General features: G+C 71.4%; 18 protein-coding genes. 4 read left to right on the top strand and 14 right to left on the bottom strand.

From position 1 onward, the window contains the following. Positions 1–25: 25 nt before the first annotated feature. The 11 genes from ACFU9P_RS15395 to ACFU9P_RS15345 all read right to left on the bottom strand — a co-directional run bounded on the left by ACFU9P_RS15395 (position 26) and on the right by ACFU9P_RS15345 (position 12795). On the bottom strand, positions 26–583 hold the full coding sequence (locus ACFU9P_RS15395; RefSeq protein ID WP_376371551.1) for a universal stress protein: 558 nt from the start codon (positions 581–583) through the stop codon (positions 26–28). 37 nt (positions 584–620) lie between these two features. Next, the gene (locus tag ACFU9P_RS15390) at positions 621–1913 is read right to left on the bottom strand and encodes an SLC13 family permease (protein WP_384080645.1); all 1293 of its coding nucleotides are present in this window, start codon (positions 1911–1913) and stop codon (positions 621–623) included. A 164-nt stretch (positions 1914–2077) separates the two neighbouring features. Further along, a complete protein-coding gene (gene gatB / locus ACFU9P_RS15385) occupies positions 2078–3586 on the bottom strand; it encodes an Asp-tRNA(Asn)/Glu-tRNA(Gln) amidotransferase subunit GatB (RefSeq protein ID WP_384080642.1) in 1509 nt (502 codons plus the stop codon). 16 nt (positions 3587–3602) lie between these two features. After that, on the bottom strand, positions 3603–3845 hold the full coding sequence (locus tag ACFU9P_RS15380; RefSeq protein ID WP_217306484.1) for a hypothetical protein: 243 nt from the start codon (positions 3843–3845) through the stop codon (positions 3603–3605). Further along, the gene (gatA, locus tag ACFU9P_RS15375) at positions 3842–5344 is read right to left on the bottom strand and encodes an Asp-tRNA(Asn)/Glu-tRNA(Gln) amidotransferase subunit GatA (RefSeq protein WP_376372036.1); all 1503 of its coding nucleotides are present in this window, start codon (positions 5342–5344) and stop codon (positions 3842–3844) included. Before gatA ends, ACFU9P_RS15380 begins: the two co-directional genes overlap by 4 nt. Before the next feature lie 15 nt (positions 5345–5359). Beyond that, complete coding sequence (gatC, locus tag ACFU9P_RS15370) at positions 5360–5656, bottom strand: Asp-tRNA(Asn)/Glu-tRNA(Gln) amidotransferase subunit GatC (protein ID WP_046505185.1); 297 nt, start codon at positions 5654–5656, stop codon at positions 5360–5362. Positions 5657–5779: 123 nt separating this feature from the next. After that, on the bottom strand, positions 5780–7888 hold the full coding sequence (locus ACFU9P_RS15365) for a putative bifunctional diguanylate cyclase/phosphodiesterase (protein ID WP_376371557.1): 2109 nt from the start codon (positions 7886–7888) through the stop codon (positions 5780–5782). Positions 7889–8126: 238 nt separating this feature from the next. Continuing rightward, the gene (gene ligA, locus ACFU9P_RS15360) at positions 8127–10421 is read right to left on the bottom strand and encodes an NAD-dependent DNA ligase LigA (protein WP_384080638.1); all 2295 of its coding nucleotides are present in this window, start codon (positions 10419–10421) and stop codon (positions 8127–8129) included. Positions 10422–10440: 19 nt separating this feature from the next. Next, positions 10441–11454, bottom strand: a complete 1014-nt coding sequence (locus tag ACFU9P_RS15355) for a methionine synthase (RefSeq protein WP_384080636.1) — start codon at positions 11452–11454, stop codon at positions 10441–10443. Beyond that, complete coding sequence (locus tag ACFU9P_RS15350; protein WP_384080634.1) at positions 11451–12140, bottom strand: SDR family oxidoreductase; 690 nt, start codon at positions 12138–12140, stop codon at positions 11451–11453. Before ACFU9P_RS15350 ends, ACFU9P_RS15355 begins: the two co-directional genes overlap by 4 nt. Positions 12141–12255: 115 nt before the next feature. Then, positions 12256–12795 (bottom strand): TIGR00730 family Rossman fold protein, encoded by a 540-nt coding sequence (locus tag ACFU9P_RS15345; RefSeq protein ID WP_384080631.1) that lies wholly within the window; start codon positions 12793–12795, stop codon positions 12256–12258. Between the two features lie 156 nt (positions 12796–12951). Between ACFU9P_RS15345 and ACFU9P_RS15340 the strand changes: the two genes are divergently transcribed. From ACFU9P_RS15340 to ACFU9P_RS15330, 3 genes are all read left to right on the top strand, one after another. After that, positions 12952–13287 (top strand): DUF427 domain-containing protein, encoded by a 336-nt coding sequence (locus tag ACFU9P_RS15340; RefSeq protein WP_376372038.1) that lies wholly within the window; start codon positions 12952–12954, stop codon positions 13285–13287. A gap of 98 nt (positions 13288–13385) precedes the next feature. Beyond that, on the top strand, positions 13386–14162 hold the full coding sequence (locus tag ACFU9P_RS15335) for an alpha/beta fold hydrolase (protein ID WP_384080628.1): 777 nt from the start codon (positions 13386–13388) through the stop codon (positions 14160–14162). Between the two features lie 184 nt (positions 14163–14346). Continuing rightward, the gene (locus ACFU9P_RS15330; protein ID WP_384080625.1) at positions 14347–15939 is read left to right on the top strand and encodes a peptidoglycan-binding protein; all 1593 of its coding nucleotides are present in this window, start codon (positions 14347–14349) and stop codon (positions 15937–15939) included. 119 nt (positions 15940–16058) lie between these two features. Here the strand turns inward: ACFU9P_RS15330 and mnmA are convergent, their stop codons facing one another. After that, complete coding sequence (mnmA, locus tag ACFU9P_RS15325) at positions 16059–17201, bottom strand: tRNA 2-thiouridine(34) synthase MnmA (protein ID WP_376371575.1); 1143 nt, start codon at positions 17199–17201, stop codon at positions 16059–16061. A 61-nt stretch (positions 17202–17262) separates the two neighbouring features. Here mnmA and ACFU9P_RS15320 point away from each other — a divergent pair, with 61 nt between their 5' ends. Continuing rightward, a complete protein-coding gene (locus ACFU9P_RS15320) occupies positions 17263–17976 on the top strand; it encodes an N-acetylmuramoyl-L-alanine amidase (protein WP_376371577.1) in 714 nt (237 codons plus the stop codon). A 55-nt stretch (positions 17977–18031) separates the two neighbouring features. On the opposite strand, the gene ACFU9P_RS15315 is transcribed toward ACFU9P_RS15320, so the two are convergent. Then, positions 18032–19195 carry a cysteine desulfurase family protein gene (locus ACFU9P_RS15315; RefSeq protein ID WP_384080620.1) on the bottom strand — a complete coding sequence of 388 codons (1164 nt, stop codon included), beginning with the start codon at positions 19193–19195 and terminating at the stop codon, positions 18032–18034. Positions 19196–19463: 268 nt separating this feature from the next. Continuing rightward, positions 19464–20306, bottom strand: a complete 843-nt coding sequence (locus ACFU9P_RS15310; protein ID WP_384080617.1) for a thioesterase family protein — start codon at positions 20304–20306, stop codon at positions 19464–19466. Between the last annotated feature and the right edge of the window lie 187 nt (positions 20307–20493).

The raw sequence follows: 20493 nt of genomic DNA, 5'->3' as shown, positions 1-20493 counted from the left end.
CTGCTGCACCGGCCGAGTCGCTGCTCTACGGCCACACCAGCAGCACCGGGCACTCCGCGTGGTCGACCACGAAGCGGGTGGCGCGCCCGATGCTGTGCGGTCCCGGGTGTCCGCGCTCACCGTCCCGTGCGCAGATCAGCAGATCCGCGCCGGCCGCCGCCCGTACCACCTCGTGCTCCACGCGCCCGTGGTGGTCGAGGAGTTCGCAGGGCCGCCCGAGCCGGTGCGCGGCGGCCTCCAGCAGATCGGCGGCGGCCGTCCCCGACAGGGCTTCGAGGCGGGCGCCGGGGTCGCGCTCCGGGCGGTGGCCCCGGCCGAGGAGCCCTTCGTAGGCGTGGTGCGCGGCGGCGGCGACCTCGTCGTCGCTGACATGGAGCAGCACCACGGCATCGTCGGGGGCGCGTTCGCGGGCCGCGTCCACACAGGCCGGCCAGGTGGACTCGGTGATCCAGACGAGAGCGGTCCGCGGCCGCCCGGCCTCCGGTGGACCGCTCGCCGGCGGATCACTTTCCGAGGCGCCGGTCTCCGACGGATCGTGCCCCGGCGGTCCGGCCTCCGGCGGGTCCGGCATCGGTACGGTCACAGGGTCAGCCTCCGGCACGGGCTCGTCCGACACGGGGTCAGCCTCCGATCACTCGCAGCGTGCCCCACAGTGCCACGGTCGACGCGGCCAGCGCGGCAGGCACGGTCAGCAGCCCGAGCCGGGTGAAGTGCCACAGCCCCGGCTCGGTGTCGTGCTCGTGCAGCACGCGCCGCCACAGCAGGGTGGCCAGCGAGCCGACGTACGTCAGATTGGGCCCGATGTTGACGCCGATCAGCGCGGCGAGCACCGGCCCCGGCCCCGCGGGCGCGACGACCGGCAGCAGCGCCAGGATCGCCGGGAGGTTGTTGATCAGATTGGCCAGTACGGCGGCGACCGCCGCGATCGCCAGCAGCGAGGGCAGCGACGAGCCGTCCGGCAGCAGCTTGCCGATACCGGTGTCGAGCCCGTTGTCGACGACCGCCTTGACGATCACGCCGAGTGCCAGGACGAAGAGACAGAACAGCGGTGAGGCGGCCCGTACCAGCCCTTTGACCGTCGTACGCCGCTGACCCAGTGCCCGTACCGCGAGGACGGCCGCGCCGGCGAGCGCGGCCCACAGCGGTTCGGCCCCGGCCAGCGAGGTCACCGCGAATCCGGCCAGCGTCAGCCCCAGCACCACCAGCGTGAACACCGGTACCCCGCGCCCCTCGCCCGGCCCCGGGCCCCGCGGGCCGGGCGCCTCCGCGGCCGGGTCGGCAGCCAGGTCGGCGGCGAAGAAGCGGCGGAAGACGGCGTACTCGACCGCGATCGCGGCCAGCCAGGGCAGCGCCATCAGCGCCGCGAACCGGGTGAAGGTGAGCCCGCTGGCGGTGAAGGCCAGCAGATTCGTGAGGTTCGAGACCGGCAGCAGCAGCGACGCCGAGTTCGCGAGATGCGTGCAGGCGTAGACATGCGGCAGCGGGCGCGCGCCCACGCGGGCGGCAGTCGCGAAGACCACCGGGGTGAGCAGGACGACCGTGGCGTCCAGGCTCAGTACGGCGGTGGTGACGGCGGCGACGGCGAAGACACCGCCCAGCAGCCGCCGCGGCCGGCTGCCGCAGACCCGCGCCACCAGCTCGCCCGCCGCGGTGAACAGCCCTTCCTCGTCGCAGAGCTGAGCCAGTACCAGTACCGCAGCGAGAAACACCACCACGGGCAGCAGGGTGTGCGTCTGCTCCCAGGCGTCCTGGGGCGAGACCGCGCCGAGGGCGACGAGCAGCAGCGCCGCGGGCACGGCGGCGAGTGCCTCGGGCAGACCGCGCGGCCGGAGAACGGCGAACGCCAGCACGGCGAGCAGCAGACCGACGGAGACGGCCTCGGCGACGACGGCGTTCAGGCCGGCGCTGTGCACACTGGCGCTGTTCAGACTGGCGCTCCGGGTTCCGGGGGACGGACGGAGGCGGCGCACCGTCAACGGTGCGCCGCCCCTTCGGCATACGCCTCACGACACGCGCCCCCGGCATTGCGGGGCAGGCGTCCTCAGGACCGTACGCCGCGAAGTTCGACGGACAGGACCTACTCCGCCGGGGCCAGCCGTTCAAGGATCAGCTCGCGCACCCGCGCCGCGTCGGCCTGGCCGCGGGTGGCCTTCATTACCGCGCCGACCAGCGCGCCCGCGGCGGCGACCTTGCCCGCCCGGATCTTGTCGGCGACGGCCGCGTTGCCCGCGATCGCCTCGTCCACGGCCGCGCCCAGCGCGCTGTCGTCGGAGACGACCTTGAGACCGCGCTTCTCGACGACGGTGTCCGGGTCGCCCTCGCCCGCGAGCACGCCCTCGATCACCTGGCGGGCCAGCTTGTCGTTGAGATCGCCGGACGCGACGAGCGCGGCGACCCGGGCGACCTGCTCGGAGGTGATGGGCAGCTCGTCCAGCGCGCGGCCCGTCTCATTGGCGTGCCGGGCCAGTTCGCCCATCCACCACTTGCGGGCCTGGTCCGCCGGGGCGCCCGCGCCGATCGTGGCGACGATCGGCTCGATCGCGCCCGCGTTGAGGATCGACTGCATGTCGTGCTCGGAGATCCCCCACTCCTCGCGCAGCCGGTTGCGGCGTACGCGCGGCAGCTCGGGCAGCCCGGCGCGCAGCTCCTCGACCCACTCCCGGGGGGGCGCCACCGGTACGAGGTCGGGCTCCGGGAAGTACCGGTAGTCCTCGGCCTCCTCCTTCACCCGGCCCGCGGTGGTGGAGCCGTCCTCCTCGTGGAAGTGGCGGGTCTCCTGGATGATCGTGCCGCCCGAGCCGAGCACCGCGGCATGGCGCTGGATCTCGAAGCGCGCGGCGCGCTCGACGCTGCGCAGCGAGTTGACGTTCTTCGTCTCGGAGCGCGTACCGAACTTCTCCTGGCCGTGCGGGCGCAGCGAGAGGTTCACATCGCACCGCATCTGGCCCATCTCCATCCGGGCCTCGGAGACGCCCAGCGCCTTGATCAGCTCGCGCAGCTCGGCGACATACGCCTTGGCGACCTCGGGGGCCCGCTCGCCCGCGCCCTCGATGGGCTTGGTGACGATCTCGATGAGCGGGATACCGGCGCGGTTGTAGTCGAGCAGCGAGTGCGAGGCGCCGTGGATACGGCCGGTGGCACCGCCGACATGCGTCGACTTCCCGGTGTCCTCCTCCATATGGGCACGTTCGATCTGCACCCGGAAGATCTCGCCGTCCTCCAACTGGACGTCCAGATAGCCGTTGTAGGCGATCGGCTCGTCGTACTGGGAGGTCTGGAAGTTCTTCGGCATGTCCGGATAGAAGTAGTTCTTCCGGGCGAAGCGGCACCACTCGGCGATCTCGCAGTTGAGCGCGAGACCGATCTTGATCGCCGACTCGACGCCGATGGCGTTGACGACCGGCAGGGATCCGGGCATGCCGAGGCAGGTCGGGCAGGTCTGCGAGTTGGGCGCGGCCCCCAGGCCGGTCGAACAGCCGCAGAACATCTTGGTCTTCGTGCCGAGTTCGACATGGACCTCCAGGCCCATGACGGGGTCGTACGCCGCGAGGGCGTCCTCGTACGGCACGAGTTCAATGACGGTCACAGTGAAACATTCCCTCTCAGCCCAGCAGGACGTCGTCGTCGCCCAAGCGCTTCAGCTCACGTACGAGCAGGGCGAGGCTCGTGGCGATGGCGGCGGCGGAGATGACCGCGTCGACCAGCCGGAGCGTGTCGTTGTCCTGGCGGGCCGTCCTGACCTGCTTGGCGACGCCGATCGCGCCGAACACGGTCGTCCCGATCGACAGATACGTGCCGGCCTTGGACTTCTTGAACCCCTTGGCCTTGCTCATTGCACTGGTCATAGTGACGGTGCCTCCTCCAGCAGCGGGTGTCCCCACCTTTCCACGAAGGCCGCCTCGACGGCGGCACCGACCTTGTAGAGGCGGTCGTCCTTCATGGCGGGGGCGATGATCTGGAGACCGACCGGCAGGCCGTCCTCCGGCGCGAGGCCGCAGGGCAGTGACATCGCGGCGTTGCCGGCCAGGTTCGCCGGGATGGTGCACAGGTCCGCGAGATACATCGCCATCGGGTCGTCGGCGCGCTCGCCGATCGGGAAGGCCGTGGTCGGGGTGGTCGGGGAGACGATCACCTCGACCTGCTCGAAGGCCTTCTCGAAGTCGCGGCTGATGAGGGTGCGGACCTTCTGCGCCGAGCCGTAGTACGCGTCGTAGTAGCCGGAGCTGAGCGCGTACGTACCGAGCATGACGCGGCGCTTGACCTCGTCCCCGAAGCCCGCCTCGCGGGTCAGGGCCGTGACGTCCTCGGCGGACCTCGTACCGTCGTCGCCGACCCGCAGGCCGTAGCGCATGGCGTCGAAGCGGGCGAGGTTCGAGGAGCACTCGGAGGGCGCGATCAGGTAGTACGCGGCGAGCGCCAGGTCGAAGGACGGGCAGTCCAGCTCGACCACCTCGGCGCCGAGGCCCTTGAGCAGCTCGACCGACTCGTCGAAGCGCTGGACGACCCCGGGCTGGTAGCCCTCGCCGCGGAACTGCTTGACGATCCCGATCCGCATCCCGGCCACCGAGCCGCTCCGCGCGGCCTCGACGACCGGCGGGACCGGGGCGTCGATGGAGGTCGAGTCGAGCGGGTCGTGGCCGGCGATCACCTCGTGCAGCAGCGCCGCGTCCAGGACCGTACGGGCGCAGGGCCCGCCCTGGTCGAGCGAGGACGAGAACGCGACCATGCCGTAGCGGGAGACGCCGCCGTAGGTGGGCTTGACGCCGACCGTGCCGGTGACGGCTGCGGGCTGGCGGATCGAGCCGCCGGTGTCGGTGCCGATCGCGAGGGGCGCCTGGTACGAGGCGAGGGAGGCGGACGAGCCGCCGCCGGAGCCGCCGGGGACGCGGGTCAGGTCCCAGGGGTTGCCGGTCGGGCCGTACGCGCTGTTCTCGGTGGAGGACCCCATGGCGAACTCGTCCATGTTGGTCTTGCCGAGGATGACGACGTCCGCGGCCTTGAGCCGCTTGGTGACGGTCGCGTCGTAGGGCGGGATCCAGCCTTCGAGGATCTTGGAGCCGACGGTCGTCGGGACGCCCTCGGTGGTGAAGATGTCCTTGAGGGCGAGCGGCACACCGGCCAGCGGCCCCAGCTTCTCGCCCGCCGCGCGCTTCGCGTCCACGGCGCGGGCCTGGGCCAGCGCGCCCTCGCGGTCGACATGCAGGAAGGCGTGGACCTTCTCGTCGACCGCTTCGATACGGGCGAGATGGGCCTCGGTGACCTCGACGGCGGTGAGTTCGCCGGAGGCGATCTTCGCGGCGATCTCGGCGGCGGTGAGGCGGATACAGCTCTCGTGCTTGGTCATGGCCGTCATGTCGGTTTAGTCCTCCCCCAGGATCTGCGGCACCTTGAAACGCTGCTGCTCCTGGGCAGGGGCACCGGAGAGCGCCTGCTCGGGGGTGAGCGAAGGACGGACCTCGTCGGCGCGCATGACATTGGTCAGCGGCAGCGGGTGTGAGGTCGGCGGTACGTCTTGGCCGGCGACCTCGGACACGCGGGCGACCGCGCCGATGATGTCGTCGAGCTGTCCGGCGAAGTGGTCCAGCTCTTCGGCCTTCAGCTCCAGACGCGCCAGCCGGGCGAGGTGGGCGACCTCCTCGCGCGTAATGCCAGGCATGCAGCGATCCTCAGGGGTGAGTGTGATGGGCTTTGGCCCAATCCTATGGGGCCGGGCCCCCTCCCCACGAAACGGTTACGCTCCGCCCGCCGCCGGAAGCGGCCGGGCACCGCTCCGGCCCGGCTACTGGACGACCTGGCCCGACTGTTCGCGGCGGGCCGCCTCCAGCTCCGCCGGGCGCTGCCAGCCGCGCTTGCCCCGGGCCAGCAGCCAGGCCGTCGCCTCGGGCGGCGGCATCGCGGCGGCCACCAGCCAGCCCTGGACCGCGTCACAGCCCAGATCCCGCAGCCGCTCCCAGGTCTCGTCGTCCTCGACGCCCTCCGCGACGACCAGGAGGCCCAGGGAGTGCGCCAGGTCGACGGTGCAGCGGACGATCTCCGCGTCCTCGGTGTCGACGGCCAGCCGGGCCACGAACGAGCGGTCGATCTTCAGCTCGCTCACCGGCAGCCGCCGCAGATGCACCAGCGAGGAGTACCCCGTACCGAAGTCGTCCAGGGACATCTTCACGCCGTGCCCGGTCAGCCCCGCCAGGGTGTCGGCCGCGCGCTGCGGGTCCTCCAGCAGGACGTGCTCCGTTATCTCCAACTGGAGTGAGCCCGCCGGTACACCGTGCCGGGCCAGCCGCGCCGCGACCGCGCCGGCGAAACCGGGGGTGTGCACATCACGCGGCGAGACATTGACGGCGACCGGCACCATCAACCCCTGGGAGCGCCAGCGGGCGACCTGGGCGAGGGCCGTCTCCAGGACGTACTCGGTGAGGTGCGGCATCAGGCCGGAGGACTCGGCGATCGCGATGAACTCGTCGGGAGGGACCCGGCCGCGCTCCGGATGCACCCAGCGCACCAGGGCCTCCAGGCCGGCGACCTGCCCGTCGAAGCGGACCTTGGGCTGGTAGTGCAGCTCCACCTCGCCCGCGTCCAGGGCGCGTCTCAGATCTCCGAGCAGACCGAGCCGGTCGGGGGTGTTGGAGTCCCGCTTGGATTCGTACACCTCGACGCCGGTACGGTCCCGCTTCGCCTGGTACATCGCGACATCCGCGCGGCGCAGCAGGCCCTCGGCGTCGAGCGCGTGCTCGGGGTAGACGGCGACTCCGGCGCTGGCCTCCAGGACCAGGGTGAGGCCGTCGAGGTCCAGCGGCGACGACAGCTCGGCCACGAGATGGCGGGCGACGCGCTGGGCGCTGGTGGTGGAGTCGCAGGTCGGCAGCAGCACCGCGAACTCGTCTCCGCCGAGCCGCGCGGCCTCCGCCCCGCGCGGCAGCGCCAGCCGGAGCCGGTCGGCTATCTGGAGCAGCAGCCGGTCCCCCGCGAGGTGCCCGAGGGTGTCATTGACGGAACGGAACCGGTCGAGGTCGATCAGGACCAGTGCCGACCTGGCGCCGAGCCCTTCCGCGTCCTCCAGCGCCGACCAGGTGCGCTCCAGCAGCCACTGCCGGTTGGGCAGTCCGGTCAGCGGGTCGCGGAGCTGCTCCTCGGCCCGCGCCCGGGCGATCCACAGCGTGGAGTCGAGGGCGATCAGCGGGATGGAGAAGAGCGGCAGCAGCACCGGCAGGGTCATCGCGACCACACAGATCAGCGGGGCGATCCCGAGCAGCGCGACCGCGACCAGCCCCTGGCGGAAGAGCGCCGTACGCGCCACGGTCGGCAGCCCGCCGCCCTGCGGAGCCACCGCGTACCACAACAGCACGCGGGTGACCAGCAGATGGACTCCGGCGGCCAGCACGATTTCCGGGACGGCCTCGATACCCCAATCGAGGGGATTCCAGGGCTTCTCGACGGTGGGCAGCACATCGAACAGCTTCAGCACGAGCGCGGCGGCCCCGATGCCCAGCATGTCCGCCGCGCCGTGCAGGACTCCTTGGCGCCAGCGGTGTCTGCGCGCCATACCGACCAGCACCACCACGGACAGGCTGACGAGGACGGCGGGCACCCAGCCGTACAGCAGCAGGACGGCCAGGGTCAGGGCCGCGCCCGAGCCCGTGCCGCCCCACCACCGGTCGCGGCCGAGCGCCACGAGGTGCCCGACGATGATGCCGGTCAGTACGGCCATGGCCCAGCCGGTCGAGCCGCCGGGGAAGAGCGCGTGACCCGCACGCACCGTACGGATCAGACCGGTGGCCAGCAGGACCACGGCGAGTCCCACCACCAGAGCGGGTGTCCTGGTCGCGATACCCCTGATTCCCGCGAAACCGCGCGGGGGTGAGACCGGGGCGGCGCTCTCGGTCGGTTTCATTCCCGTCCCTCTCACAGCCGGCGGAGCCGATGCCACGCGATGGCACGTTGTCATGCCATCACGGCTGAAACCGCACCACGCAGCCGTGCACGACAGGCGCACATCCCAACAGTAGGCCGCGGAAGGCCTCAACGGGCAGCGCTCTACAGCTCTTGCCCGAATGCGACCCGCCCATCCGTATCCATCTGATATGCGCCGAACGGGTGAGCTTTGGGGCCCTGATCCGGCGCGGCGCACCCTACTCTCCGGGGCTTTCCCCGGCCGCTTCCTGGGCCGTCTCCCCGGATGTCCCCTCGGGGGTCTCCTCCTCGGCGGTCAGCGCGACTTCTCTGGCCGCGTCGGGTCCCTGTCCGAGCAGGATGGTGAAGCCCTCCTCGTCCAGCACGGGCACCTTGAGCTGCATCGCTTTGTCGTACTTCGAACCGGGATTTTCTCCGACCACGACAAAGCCGGTCTTCTTCGAAACAGCCCCCGTTACCTTCGCACCGAGGTTCTGAAGCGCCTCTTTCGCGCCATCCCTCGTGTACCGCTCCAGGGTGCCGGTGACCACCACCGTCAGACCCTCCAGCGGCCTCGGCCCCTCGTCCTCGCCGGTGCCCTCCTCTTCCATCCGGACCCCGGCGGCACGCCACTTGCGCAGGATCTCGCGGTGCCAGTCGACCTGGAACCACTGGGTGAGGGAGGCCGCGATGGTCGGTCCTACGCCCTCGACGGCCGCCAGCTCCTCCTCCGTGGCCTGCTCGATCCGGTCGATCGAACGGAACTCCCTGGCGAGCGCCACGGCCGCGACAGGCCCCACATGCCGGATGGAGAGCCCGGCGATGATCCGGGCCAGCGGGCGCTCCTTGGCCGCGGCGATATTCGCCAGCATCGCCAGCGCGTTCTTCTTCGGCGCGCCCTCCTGGTTGGCGAAGACCGTGGCGATCTTCTCCTCGCCGGTCTCCGGATCGCGCTTGGGCAGTCCGCTGTCCTGGTCGAGGACATACGCCTTGATGGGCAGAAGCTGATCGACGGTCAGGTCGAACAGATCGCCCTCGTCCAGCAGGGGCGGGGTCTCCGGCTCCAGCGGCTTCGTCAGGGCGGCGGCGGCCACATAGCCGAAGTTCTCGATGTCCAGGCACTTGCGGCCGGCGAGATAGAACAGCCGCTCACGCAACTGGGCGGGGCAGCTACGCGCGTTGGGGCAGCGCAGATCGACGTCGCCCTCCTTCATGGCCCGCAGCTCCGTGCCGCACTCCGGGCACTTCTTGGGCATCACGAATTCGTACGCGTCGTCGGGGCGCAGATCGATGACCGGGCCGAGGATCTCCGGGATCACGTCCCCGGCCTTGCGCAGCACGACGGTGTCGCCGATCCACACGCCCTTGGCCTTCACCACGTCCTGGTTGTGCAGGGTGGCGAACTCGACCTCGGAACCGGCGACCGTGACCGGCTCCACCTGCGCGTACGGGGTGACGCGGCCCGTACGGCCCACGCCCACCCGGATATTGACCAGCTTGGTGTTGACCTCCTCCGGCGCGTACTTCCAGGCGATCGCCCAGCGCGGGGCGCGCGAGGTCGAGCCGAGCCGGCCCTGGAGCGGGATCTCGTCGAGCTTGACGACCACTCCGTCGATCTCGTGCTCCACGGAGTGGCGGTTCTCCCCGTAGTACGCGATGAACTCCCGGACGCCGTCGAGTCCTCCGACCACCTTGTTGTGCCGGGCGGTGGGCAGGCCCCATTCGCGCAGCAGGCCGTACGCGTGCGAGAGGCAGTCGATGTCGAAGCCCTCGCGCGCCCCGATGCCGTGGACCACCATGTGCAGCGGGCGGGTCGCGGTGATCTTGGGATCCTTCTGGCGCAGCGAACCCGCCGCCGCGTTGCGCGGGTTGGCGAACGGCTTGTCCCCGGCCTCCACGAGCCGTGCGTTCAGCTCCTGGAAGGCCTCCATCGGGAAGTAGACCTCGCCGCGGATCTCGACGAGGGCGGGCACGCGCTCGCCCGCGAGGCGGTGCGGGATCTCGGCGATCGTACGGACGTTGGGGGTGATGTCCTCGCCCGTGCGCCCGTCGCCGCGGGTGGCGGCGCGGGTCAGCCGGCCGTGCTCGTACGTGAGGTTGACCGCGAGGCCGTCGACCTTCAGCTCGCACAGGAAGTGGTAGTCGGGGGTGCCCACGTCCTTGGCGATCCGGTCGGCCCACGCGGCCAGTTCCTCGTCGTCGAAGGCGTTGTCGAGGGAGAGCATCCGCTCGCGGTGCTCGACCGCGGTGAACTCCGTCTCGTACGCCCCCGCGACCTTCTGGGTCGGCGAGTCGGGCGTACGCAGCTCCGGATACGTCTCCTCCAGCTCCTCCAGCGACCGCAGGAGCCGGTCGAACTCCCCGTCGCTGATGACCGGCTGGTCGTTCACGTAATACCGGAAGCGGTGTTCCTCGATCTGCTCGGCGAGTTGGGCATGCCGATCCCGTGCCTCCGCGGGCACGGCCGATCGCGCTTGCGCCGGTACTGCGGTCCGCTCTTCGCCAGCCACCGTCTCGTCCTCCCGTTCACCCATGACCCGTCACCCGGGATCGTCACTCAGGGTTGTCCGCGAGGGATCTCGCGGCCCTGACACAGTGCGCCTGCGCAGCGTGCGCGTACGCGGGTGAAGCGCCCGCGAGCCCGCACGACGGGGTGAGCACCACGGACTCCGCGAGAGTCCCCGGATTCAGCCCCAGCCTGCGCCACAGCGTTCTGACACCCATGACGCTACCTGGCGGGTCTGACAATGGGCCCTCCGTGCCCGGGACGATCCCCGCGAACAGCTTCGTACCGCCCTCCACCGCCTCCCCGATCTGCTCCTCGTCACGCTCGGTGAGCAGCCCGAAGTCGAAGGAGACACCGGCGGCGCCCGCCCGCCGCAGTAGCGCGAACGGCACGTCGGGCGCGCAGGAGTGCACGACCGCGGTGCCCCCGCTCACCGCGGTCACCTCGCGCAGCGCGCCCTCCACGATCTGCCGGTCCACGGCCCGGTATGTGCGGTAGCCGCTGGCCGTCCTGACCTGGCCGCGCAGTACGGCGGTGAGGGACGGCTCGTCGAGCTGGAGCACCGGTACTGCCCCCGGCACCCGGCGCCGTACCTCCGCGAGATGCCCGGTCAGCCCCTCCACCAGCGATCCGGTCAGATCCCGGCAGGCCCCGGGGTCGCCGAGCGCCGCCTCGCCGTTGCGCAGTTCCAGGGCGGCGGCGAGCGTCCAGGGCCCGACGGCCTGGATCTTGAGCGGGCCCTCGTACCCCTGGGTGAACTCCTCCAGCGCGTCGAGGTCCTCGCCCAGCCAGGACCTGGCGCGCCTGGTGTCGCGCCCCGGCCGGTCGCCGATGCGCCAGCCGCTGGGCTCCACCCGCGCGTAGACCTCGACGAGGAGTCCCGCCGTACGGCCGATCATGTCGGCACCCGGGCCCCGGGCGGGCAGTTCGGGCAGGTACGGGAAGTCCTCGAAGGTCCCGGTGACGGCTTTGGCGGCCTCCCTGGCGTCGCCGCCGGGCATCGAGCCGACGCCGGTGGCGGGCCCCCAGCGGAGACCGTGCGCCTGCTCCGTACCGCTCATCGGCCCGGCCGTACGGTCAGATTGTCGATCTGGGCGTCGCGCGGCAGGTCGAGCGCGGTGATGATCGTCGTGGCCACCGACGCAGGGTCCATCCAGAGCGACGGGTCGTACTCCTTGCCCTCCTGCTGGTGCACCCTGGCCTGCATGGGGCTCGCCGTACGGCCCGGATAGACCGAGGTCACCCGGACCCCGTTCGGCTTCTCCTCGTGGCGCAGCGCGTCGGCGAGCGCCTTGAGGCCGTGCTTGGAGGCGGCGTACGCGCCCCACTCGGCGTGGGCGTTGAGCCCGGCCCCGGAGTTGACGAAGATCACCTGGCCCCGGGAGATCCGCAACTGGGGCAGCAGCAGCCGGGTCAGCTCGGCCGGGGCGACCAGATTCACCTGGAGCTGGCTCTGCCAGACCTTGGGGGTCAGCTCCGCGATCGTGCCGAGGTCGACGATGCCCGCGATGTGCAGCAGCGAGTCGAGCCGGTCGGGCAGCGTCTGCTGGGCGAGCGCCCAGGAGAGCCGGTCGGGCGCGGCGAGGTCGCCGACGAGCGTACGGGCGCCGGGGAAGTCGGCGCCGAGTTCCTTGGCGCGGCCGGCGTCGCGGGCGAGAAGCAGCAGGTCGTCGCCGCGCTCGTGCAGCCGGCGCGCGACGGCGGCGCCGATGCCCGAGCCCGCACCGGTGATGAGATGGGTTGCCATGCGGTCATGGTCGCATCACGGGGGACCCGGTCCCGTACCGGGAAGAGAGCGGGCCCGGTCGGCGCACGCTCGCGCCCGCTCCCCGGCCGGTTCGGCGCACGCCCACGGTCTCCTGTCAGCGCACGCCCAAACTCTCCTCCAGATGCGCGAGCGCGCCGACTCCGTCCTCCGCGAAGAAGACCAGGTCGGCAAGCGGAACGGGCAGGAAGCCCTCCTCGTCCATCCGCCGGAACTGCTGCTTCAGACCGTCGTAGAAGCCCGCCGTGTTGAGCAGCACCACGGGCTTGGTGTGCAGGCCGTGCTTCTTCAGCTCCATGATCTCCGTGGCCTCGTCCAGCGTGCCCGTACCACCGACCATGATCACGACCGCGTCGGACTTGGCCAGGAGCAGCGCCTTCCGCTCGGCGAGATCCTTGGCGATCACCATCTCGTCGGCGCCGGGGCGCGCGAACTCGCCGAGGAAGTCCACCGAGACCCCGACCAGCCGGCCGCCGGTCTCCTGCACGCCGTCGGCGACGACCTTCATCAGCCCGCTGTCGGAGCCGCCCCACACCAGGGTGTGGCCGCCCTTGCCGATGAGTTCGGCGAATTCACGGGCCGGCCGGGTGTAGCGCTCGTCGAGATCGGCGGCGGAGAGGAAGACACAGATATTCATGGGGCAACGATAGGGGCCGGTCCGACCCTGCCGAGAAGCCTGGAAGCCTGTCCTGCCGGGAAGACTGTGCGCCGGTCCGTTGCTGAAGGAAGTGGCACGAGGCCGAAGAGAGTGGCACGCGCCGGAAACGCATGACCGGGAACACCGAAGGGACCGATCACCATGGCCACGGGACACACCATCACCGTCGAGCAGGGCACCGAGCATGTCCGTGTCGTACGGGACGGACAGGTGCTCGCCGAGAGCCGCCGTCCGCTGGTGCTGCGGGAGACCGGCAGCCCCGTCCGCTACTACCTCCCGCCGGAGGATGTGCGTACGGATCTGCTGACACCGTCCGAGACCACCACGCACTGCCCGTTCAAGGGCGACGCGGCCTACTGGTCGCTGCCGGGCGCCGAGGATCTGGTGTGGGCCTACCCCACGCCCAAGGACGAAGTAGCCCCGATCAAGGACCACTTCTGCTTCTACGAAACCGAAGTCGTCGCGGCCTGAGAAAAAGCCCTGGCCTGCGGAAAGACGGGCCGAAAAAAATCTCCCCGGTTGAGCGATGAGTTGTGCGGCGCCCGCCGGTCTCCCCCACCATGGACATGATGTCTACTGCCATATCGGGGGACGGCACCCCTGTCGCCTATCGCCGCACGGGCGAGGGACCGCCGGTGATTCTGGTCGGTGGCGCGCTCAGCACGGCGGAGTCGCAAGGACCGCTGGCGAAGCTGCTCGCGCCGGCCTTCGAGGTGCTCGTCTACGACCGGCGCGGGCGCGGCGGCAGCGGTGACACCGGTCCGTACGCGGTGGAGCGGGAGATCGAGGATCTGGCGGCCCTGATCGCGGAGGCCGGCGGCAGCGCCTCGGTGTACGGCATCTCCTCGGGCGCCGCGCTCGTCCTGGAGGCGGCGGCCGCCGGTCTGGCGCTCACTCAACTCGCGCTGTATGAGCCGCCGTACGCCATCGATCCGGCGGATCTGGAGGCGTACACGGCCTATGCGGAGCGCCTCGGCAAGCTGCTGGACCGTGAGTTGCGCGACGACGCGGTCGAACTGTTCCTGTCGGTGGTGGGCGTTCCGCCCGAGGCGGTCGCCGGAATGCGGCGGTCCCCGATGTGGGCGGATCTGACGGCCCTCGCGCACACACTCGCGTACGACAGCGCGGTGCTGGGCCCCGGCGGGGTCCCCGCCGAGCGGTTGAAGGGCATCAGGACGCGCGCCATGGTCGTGGACGGCGGGTGCAGCCCGGTGCTGCTGCGGAACGCGGCCCGGTCGGTGGCGCGGGCCCTCCCCCGGGGCCGCCACCGCACCCTGACGGGCCAGACCCACGATGTGGCGCCGCATGTGCTGGCGCCGGTGCTTGAGGAATTCTTCACGGCGTAGGACGCATCGCCGCGCGGCCTGGGCCGCCTCGCTCCGCCCTGCGAGAATCGCTCAACCCCGTTTCAGGGAGCGGCACTTGGCAGGGTTGACATGAGCATGACTCACCGATAGGTCTGTCGTTCAACGGGCGTAGACCCGCCTCCGCTCACGCGGAGACCGTCGAACAGACCGACCAGGAGGAAGCATGTACCGACGATCGACGCCAGGGAGACGGACGGCGCTGTCCGCGCTCGGCGCCCTGATCACCACGGTGCTCATCGCCACGGTCCAGCCCGCCGGCGCCACGCCTGCTCCCGTCGGCCCGGCCCAGGGCGACACCGTGGGCCGCGACACCATGAGCCGGGCCTTCGGGCAGGCCGCGTCGGAGTTCGGCGTACCGCGGGACCTGCTGGTGGCGGTCGGGTACGGCGAGACCCATCTGGACGGGCACAACGGCGAGCCCAGCCAGGCGAACGGCTACGGGGTCATGCACCTCGTCAGCAATCCCAGCAGCCGCACCCTGGAGCGGGCCGCCGAGCTGACGGGCGAGCCGCGTGCCGAGCTGCGTGAGGACACCGCGGCGAACATCCGCGGCGGCGCCGCCGTTCTGCGTTCGTACGCCGACGGGCTGGGGCTGGACGCGGCGGAGCGCCGGAGCGTCAACGCGTGGTATCCGGTGGTGGCGCGGTACGGCGGGGCCACCGACCCGGCCACCGCCCGGCTCTACGCCGACACCGTCTACACCTTCCTCGCCGAGGGCATCAGCGCGCCGGTCGCGGGCGGCGAGCGGGTCACCGTACGGCCGCGCGCCGTCGCGCCCGAGCGCGGCTCCTACGCGACGGCGGGCACGCGCGAGGGACGCGCCGCGCTCAGCCCCGACTATCCGCCCGCCGCATGGGTCCCGGCCAACGCGGCCAACTACTCCGCGGGCCGGTCCGCGTCGATCAGCACGGTGGTCGTCCATGTCACCCAGGGCTCGTACGCCGGGACCATAAGCTGGTTCCAGAACCCGTCCTCGAAGGTCAGCGCCCACTATGTGGTGCGCTCCTCGGACGGTGCGATCACCCAGATGGTCCGGGACAGCGACACCGCCTACCACGCCCGCTCGGCCAACTCCTCCAGCCTGGGGATCGAGCACGAGGGGTTCATAGCCGACCCGAGCTGGTTCACCGACGCGATGTACCGGTCCTCGGCCGCGCTGACGAAGTATCTGTGCGAGCGGTACGGCATACCGAAGGACCGGGCGCACGTCGTCGGCCACGCCGAGGTGCCGGGCAACGACCACACCGATCCGGGGCCGAACTGGAACTGGACCTACTACATGCAGCTCGTGGGCGGCAGTTCGGGCGGCGGGGGCGTACAGCTCGACTTCGCCTCGTACTCCACCCTCAGGAGTGGTTCCACCGGCGCACAGGTGACGGCGGCTCAGACCCTGCTGAACCAGCAGGGGTACGACGCGGGCACCGCTGACGGCGTCTTCGGCTCCAGGACCACGAGCGCGGTCTCGGCCTTCCAGTCCGCCCGGGGGCTGACCGCCGACGGGGTGATCGGCTCCCGCACCTGGACGGCGCTGCTCTCGGCGGGCGCTCAGACCGTCGTACGGGAGGGCAGCTCGGGCGCGGCGGTGCAGCGGCTCCAGCGGGCGCTGACGGCCGCGCTGGGGCGGACGGTGTCCATCGACGGACAGTTCGGGTCCGGCACGGCCCAGGCGGTACGGGACTACCAGAGCAGCCGGGGCCTGACCGCGGACGGCATCGTCGGGGCGGGCACCTGGACGGCGCTCCAGGCCGGCCGCTGACCCACGCGGCGCTGACGCCCACAGCAGTACAGGACCCGCCGTAAACGGGTCGGCCTTCTTAAAGAAGCCTCGTCAAAGAGCCTTGAAGAGCCCTTCTTCAAAGAGGCCGGCCCGTTCCGTCAACCGGCCAGAGCCGCCTTACGCCGTCGGGTGGTCGCGATCGTCGCCGAGCCGACCACGCGCGTGCCGTCGTACAGCACGATCGCCTGCCCCGGCGCCACGCCCCGTACCGGCTCCTCGAAGCTCACCAGCAGCGTGCCGTCCGGCGTCAGCTCCGCCGTCACCGGCGTCTCACCGCCGTGGGCGCGGAGCTGGGCGGTGTAGCCGCCGGGTCCGGTGGGCTCGGTGCCGCACCAGCGGGGCTTGATCGCCGTCAGCGCCACAACGTCCAGCGCGGCGGCGGGACCGACCGTCACGGTGTTGTCGACCGGCGAGATGTCCAGGACGTAGCGGGGCTTGCCGTCTGCGGCCGGGCGGCCGATGCGCAGGCCCTTGCGCTGGCCGATGGTGAAGCCGTACGCGCCGTCGTGACTGCCCACCTTCGTACCGGACTCGTCCACGATGTCGCCCTCGGCCCGGCCCAGCCGCTTCGCGAGGAAGCCCTGGGTGTCGCCGTCCGCGATGAAGCAGATGTCATGGCTGTCGGGCTTCTTGGCCACGGCCAGACCGCGCCGCTCGGCCTCCGCCCGGATCTCGTCCTTGGTGGTGAGGGTGTCACCGAGCGGGAACATCGCGTGCGCGAGCTGCCGCTCGTCCAGGACACCCAGCACATACGACTGGTCCTTGGCCATGTCGCTGGCCCGGTGCAGCTCGCGGGCGCCGCCGGGACCGGTGACGACCGTCGCGTAGTGGCCCGTGCACACGGCGTCGAAGCCGAGCGCGAGCGCCTTGTCGAGCAGCGCGGCGAACTTGATCTTCTCGTTGCAGCGCAGGCACGGATTGGGCGTGCGGCCCGCCTCGTACTCCGCGACGAAGTCCTCGACGACATCCTCACGGAACCGCTCGGCGAGGTCCCAGACATAGAACGGGATGCCGATCACATCGGCCGCCCTGCGCGCGTCGCGGGAGTCCTCGATGGTGCAGCAGCCGCGCGCGCCCGTACGGAAGGACTGCGGGTTCGCCGAGAGCGCCAGATGCACCCCGGTGACATCGTGGCCCGCGTCGGCGGCGCGGGCGGCGGCGACTGCGGAGTCGACGCCGCCCGACATGGCGGCGAGCACGCGGAGGGGACGCTGAGCATTCCGCTCGGGATTGTGAGTCATAACCTCACCAGAGTACGGCCCGGCGGGAACCGGAGTCGCTCCGGTTTGCGTTGACGATCACATGGGCGACTACACACCGGGGACGACCGGCGGCGGGGAGGCCTGCGGACGCCATCGCGGCGCTGCGGACGCGGGGGAGATCAACCGCAGGACGGTGCTGATCGGCGGTGCCGCGGCGCTGCTCGGGGGCGGCGTGCTGGCGCGGGAACAGGTCTCACGGGTGTGGTGGCGGGTGCCCGGCATCAACAAGCCGCGCAAGGAGGGTGAGCTCGATTACGCTCCGGCGCAGTGGATCGCGGCCTCCCCGGCGAACTGGCGGCGGGCGGACCGGCCGGACGACTATGCGGTGGACCGCGTGGTCATCCATGTCGTCCAGGGCAGCTATCAGGTGGCGCTCAAGGTCTTCCGTGACCCGGCCCACGGCGCCGCCTCGCACTATGTGGTGCGCAAGGACGGGCATGTGGCGCAGATGATCCGCGAGCTGGATGTGGCGTATCACGCGGGCAACCGGCTCTACAACGAACGGTCCATAGGCATCGAGCACGAGGGCTTTGTGGACGAGAAGTCGTCCTTCACGGACGCCATGTACCGCTCCTCGGCGCGGCTGACCGCGGGGATATGCGAGCGGTACGGGATCCCGGTGGACCGGAAGCACATCATCGGCCATGTCGAGGTCCCGGGCACGGACCACACGGACCCGGGGCCGTACTGGGACTGGGACCGCTATATGGAGCTGGTACGGGAAGCGGGTACGGCGGAGCCGGGCGCGGCCTGAGCCGGGCCCGGTGAGACCGGCAACAGGAGCGCGGCCCGACGCACTCAGCGAGTGCTCAGGTCAGTCCCGCGTTTCTGGCGCGGTCGACCGCCGGGCCGATGGCCTTCGCGACCGCCTCCACGTCCGCCCGGGTGGAGGTGTGGCCGAGCGAGAAGCGCAGGGTGCCCCTTGCCAGATCCGGGTCGCTGCCGGTGGCCAGCAGGACATGGCTGGGCTGCGCCACACCCGCCGTACAGGCCGAGCCGGTCGAGCACTCGATGCCCTGGGCGTCGAGCAGCAGCAGCAGTGAGTCGCCCTCGCAACCCGGGAAGCTGAAGTGCGCGTTGGCGGGGAGGCGGTGGACCGGGTCGCCGCCGAGGACCGCGTCCGGGACGGCTTCCCGTACGGCCGCGATCAGTTCGTCCCGCAGCGCGCCGATGTCCCGGGCGAACTGCTCGCGCCGCTCGGCGGCCAGCCGCCCGGCCACGGCGAAGGCCGCGATCGCCGGCGTGTCGAGCGTGCCCGAGCGCACATGCCGCTCCTGCCCGCCGCCGTGCAGAACGGGTACGGGGGTGTACTCACGCCCCAGCAGCAGCGCGCCGATGCCGTACGGGCCACCAATCTTGTGGCCGGAGACGGTCATCGCGGCGAGTCCGGATCCACCGAAGTCCAGCTCTGTCTGGCCGAAGGCCTGGACGGCGTCGGAGTGCAGCGGAATGCCGAACTCCGCGGCGACCCCGGCCAGTTCGGGGACCGGCAGGATGGTGCCGATCTCGTTGTTGGCCCACATGACCGTGGCGAGGGCCACATCCGCGGGATTGCGCTCGATGGCCGCACGCAGGGTCTCGGGCGAGACCCGCCCGTACGAGTCGACCGGCAGATATTCGACGGTCGCACCCTCGTGCTCGGCGAGCCAGTCCACCGCGTCGAGAACGGCGTGGTGCTCGACCGGGCTGGCCAGCACCCGGGTCCTGGCCGGATCGGTGTCGCGGCGGGCCCAGTACAGGCCCTTGACGGCGAGATTGTCGGCCTCGGTGCCGCCCGAGGTGAAGACCACCTCGCTGGGCCGTGCGCCGAGGGCTTCCGCGAGGGTCTCGCGGGCCTCCTCGACGGTACGGCGGGCCCGGCGCCCGGCGGCGTGGAGCGAGGAGGCGTTGCCGGCGAGGGCGAACTGGGCGGTCATCGCCTCGATCGCCTCCGGCAGCATCGGAGTGGTCGCGGCGTGGTCGAGGTAAGCCATGGTGGGCACGATTCTACGAGTCAGGGGAGCCACATACGCGTCCGGTCCAGGCCAGGCCCTGGCCGACCCCGCACGCACCGAGCGCCGGACGGAATCAGCCCGTCCGGCGCTTGACGACAAAGCACAGCGCCCGTCCGGCGCCTGAGGACAAGACACAGCACCCGGCCGACGCCTGAGGACAAAGCACCGCCCCGTCCGGCGCTTCAGGAACAGAGCACCGCGCCCAGCCGGCGCCTGAGCGCACCGCCGGGTCGTCACCCGCGCGGCGCTACTCGCGCGGCACGCGGGCGAGTTGGCGCGACTGGGTCACCAACCGGTCCGCGCTGTCCCAGATCTCCGCGTCCTCCTCCAGGAATCCCCCGGCGAGATTACGGGTCGTAAGGGCGACCCGCAGCGGCCCCGGCGCCGGCCGGCAGCGGACATGCGCGGTCAGCTCGACCGTCGGGGTCCACCCCTTGAGCCCCAGCTCGAACGCGGTCGGCGGCAGCGCGTCGACCGCCAGCAGCAGCGACAGCGGATCGGCGTCCCGGCCGTCCTCGAACGCGAACCAGGCGCGCATCTCGCCCCGCCCGGACGGCGCGCCGACGGCCCAGCCCACCGTGGCGGGGTCGAGCCGCAGGGCCAGCCGGTCGATCATCGAGAAGTCCCCGGGCGGCGTGGGCCCGTCGGCGGCGCTGATACAGCGTTCCAGCGGCGGCATCTCGGGCGGCTTCGCGGCCGTCCGTACGTCGTCGGACAGCGCGTCCAGATCGCCGTACGAGGCGACGACCCTGATCCGCTCGACCTCGGTGCCGTCCTCCGCGGTCTGGTAGAGGGACGCCTGGCCGGTGGAGAGCGTACGGCCGGACCGTACCGCCTCCGTACGGATCACGGCGGGACCGGGTGTCGACGGCGTGAGGTAGTGCGCCGAGACTGCGAACGGGTCGGAGTGCGGGAGGGCGTCACCGAGGGCGCGCCCGATCACCGCCAGCAGATAGCCGCCATTGAGGACGTTCATGATCGTCCAGCCCGGCGCGAGCCGGGTCTCGTAGACGCCCGCCGCACGCGCGGTAACGGCGGTGTCGCGGTCGAACTCGCTGTCCCCGATGGACGCGATGGATGCCTGTGCCATGGAACGCAACACTACAAGAGGATTTTACTAAGCGGTAGCTTACAAAGGTCGTGACAAAGCCGGCCCCCGGACCCGCGGGTCCCGGGGCCGGCCAGCCTCCACGACACCCTCCCGAGCCGCGATACCTCCTCCTCAGTCCCGGCCTCCGGCGCGTCACCCGTCAACACGGCCCTCCGCGCGCTCTCGT

Origin of the sequence: Streptomyces sp. NPDC057617 (assembly GCF_042800555.1) — a bacterium.
Taxonomy (GTDB): Bacteria; Actinomycetota; Actinomycetes; order Streptomycetales; family Streptomycetaceae; genus Streptomyces.
The sequence above is the reverse complement of the archived record's forward strand: the minus strand, read 5'-3'. Positions and strand labels throughout refer to the sequence as shown.

What these genes read in the sequence shown, in the direction of transcription:
- ACFU9P_RS15380 (WP_217306484.1), bottom strand. Translation starts at nt 3,845, where the DNA reads ATGACCAGTGCAATGAGCAAGGCCAAGGGGTTCAAGAAGTCCAAGGCC.
- gatA (WP_376372036.1), bottom strand. Translation starts at nt 5,344, where the DNA reads ATGACCAAGCACGAGAGCTGTATCCGCCTCACCGCCGCCGAGATCGCC.
- gatC (WP_046505185.1), bottom strand. Translation starts at nt 5,656, where the DNA reads ATGCCTGGCATTACGCGCGAGGAGGTCGCCCACCTCGCCCGGCTGGCG.
- ACFU9P_RS15365 (WP_376371557.1), bottom strand. Translation starts at nt 7,888, where the DNA reads ATGAAACCGACCGAGAGCGCCGCCCCGGTCTCACCCCCGCGCGGTTTC.
- ligA (WP_384080638.1), bottom strand. Translation starts at nt 10,421, where the DNA reads ATGGGTGAACGGGAGGACGAGACGGTGGCTGGCGAAGAGCGGACCGCA.
- ACFU9P_RS15355 (WP_384080636.1), bottom strand. Translation starts at nt 11,454, where the DNA reads ATGAGCGGTACGGAGCAGGCGCACGGTCTCCGCTGGGGGCCCGCCACC.
- ACFU9P_RS15350 (WP_384080634.1), bottom strand. Translation starts at nt 12,140, where the DNA reads ATGGCAACCCATCTCATCACCGGTGCGGGCTCGGGCATCGGCGCCGCC.
- ACFU9P_RS15345 (WP_384080631.1), bottom strand. Translation starts at nt 12,795, where the DNA reads ATGAATATCTGTGTCTTCCTCTCCGCCGCCGATCTCGACGAGCGCTAC.
- ACFU9P_RS15335 (WP_384080628.1), top strand. Translation starts at nt 13,386, where the DNA reads ATGTCTACTGCCATATCGGGGGACGGCACCCCTGTCGCCTATCGCCGC.
- ACFU9P_RS15330 (WP_384080625.1), top strand. Translation starts at nt 14,347, where the DNA reads ATGTACCGACGATCGACGCCAGGGAGACGGACGGCGCTGTCCGCGCTC.
- mnmA (WP_376371575.1), bottom strand. Translation starts at nt 17,201, where the DNA reads ATGACTCACAATCCCGAGCGGAATGCTCAGCGTCCCCTCCGCGTGCTC.
- ACFU9P_RS15320 (WP_376371577.1), top strand. Translation starts at nt 17,263, where the DNA reads ATGGGCGACTACACACCGGGGACGACCGGCGGCGGGGAGGCCTGCGGA.
- ACFU9P_RS15315 (WP_384080620.1), bottom strand. Translation starts at nt 19,195, where the DNA reads ATGGCTTACCTCGACCACGCCGCGACCACTCCGATGCTGCCGGAGGCG.
- ACFU9P_RS15310 (WP_384080617.1), bottom strand. Translation starts at nt 20,306, where the DNA reads ATGGCACAGGCATCCATCGCGTCCATCGGGGACAGCGAGTTCGACCGC.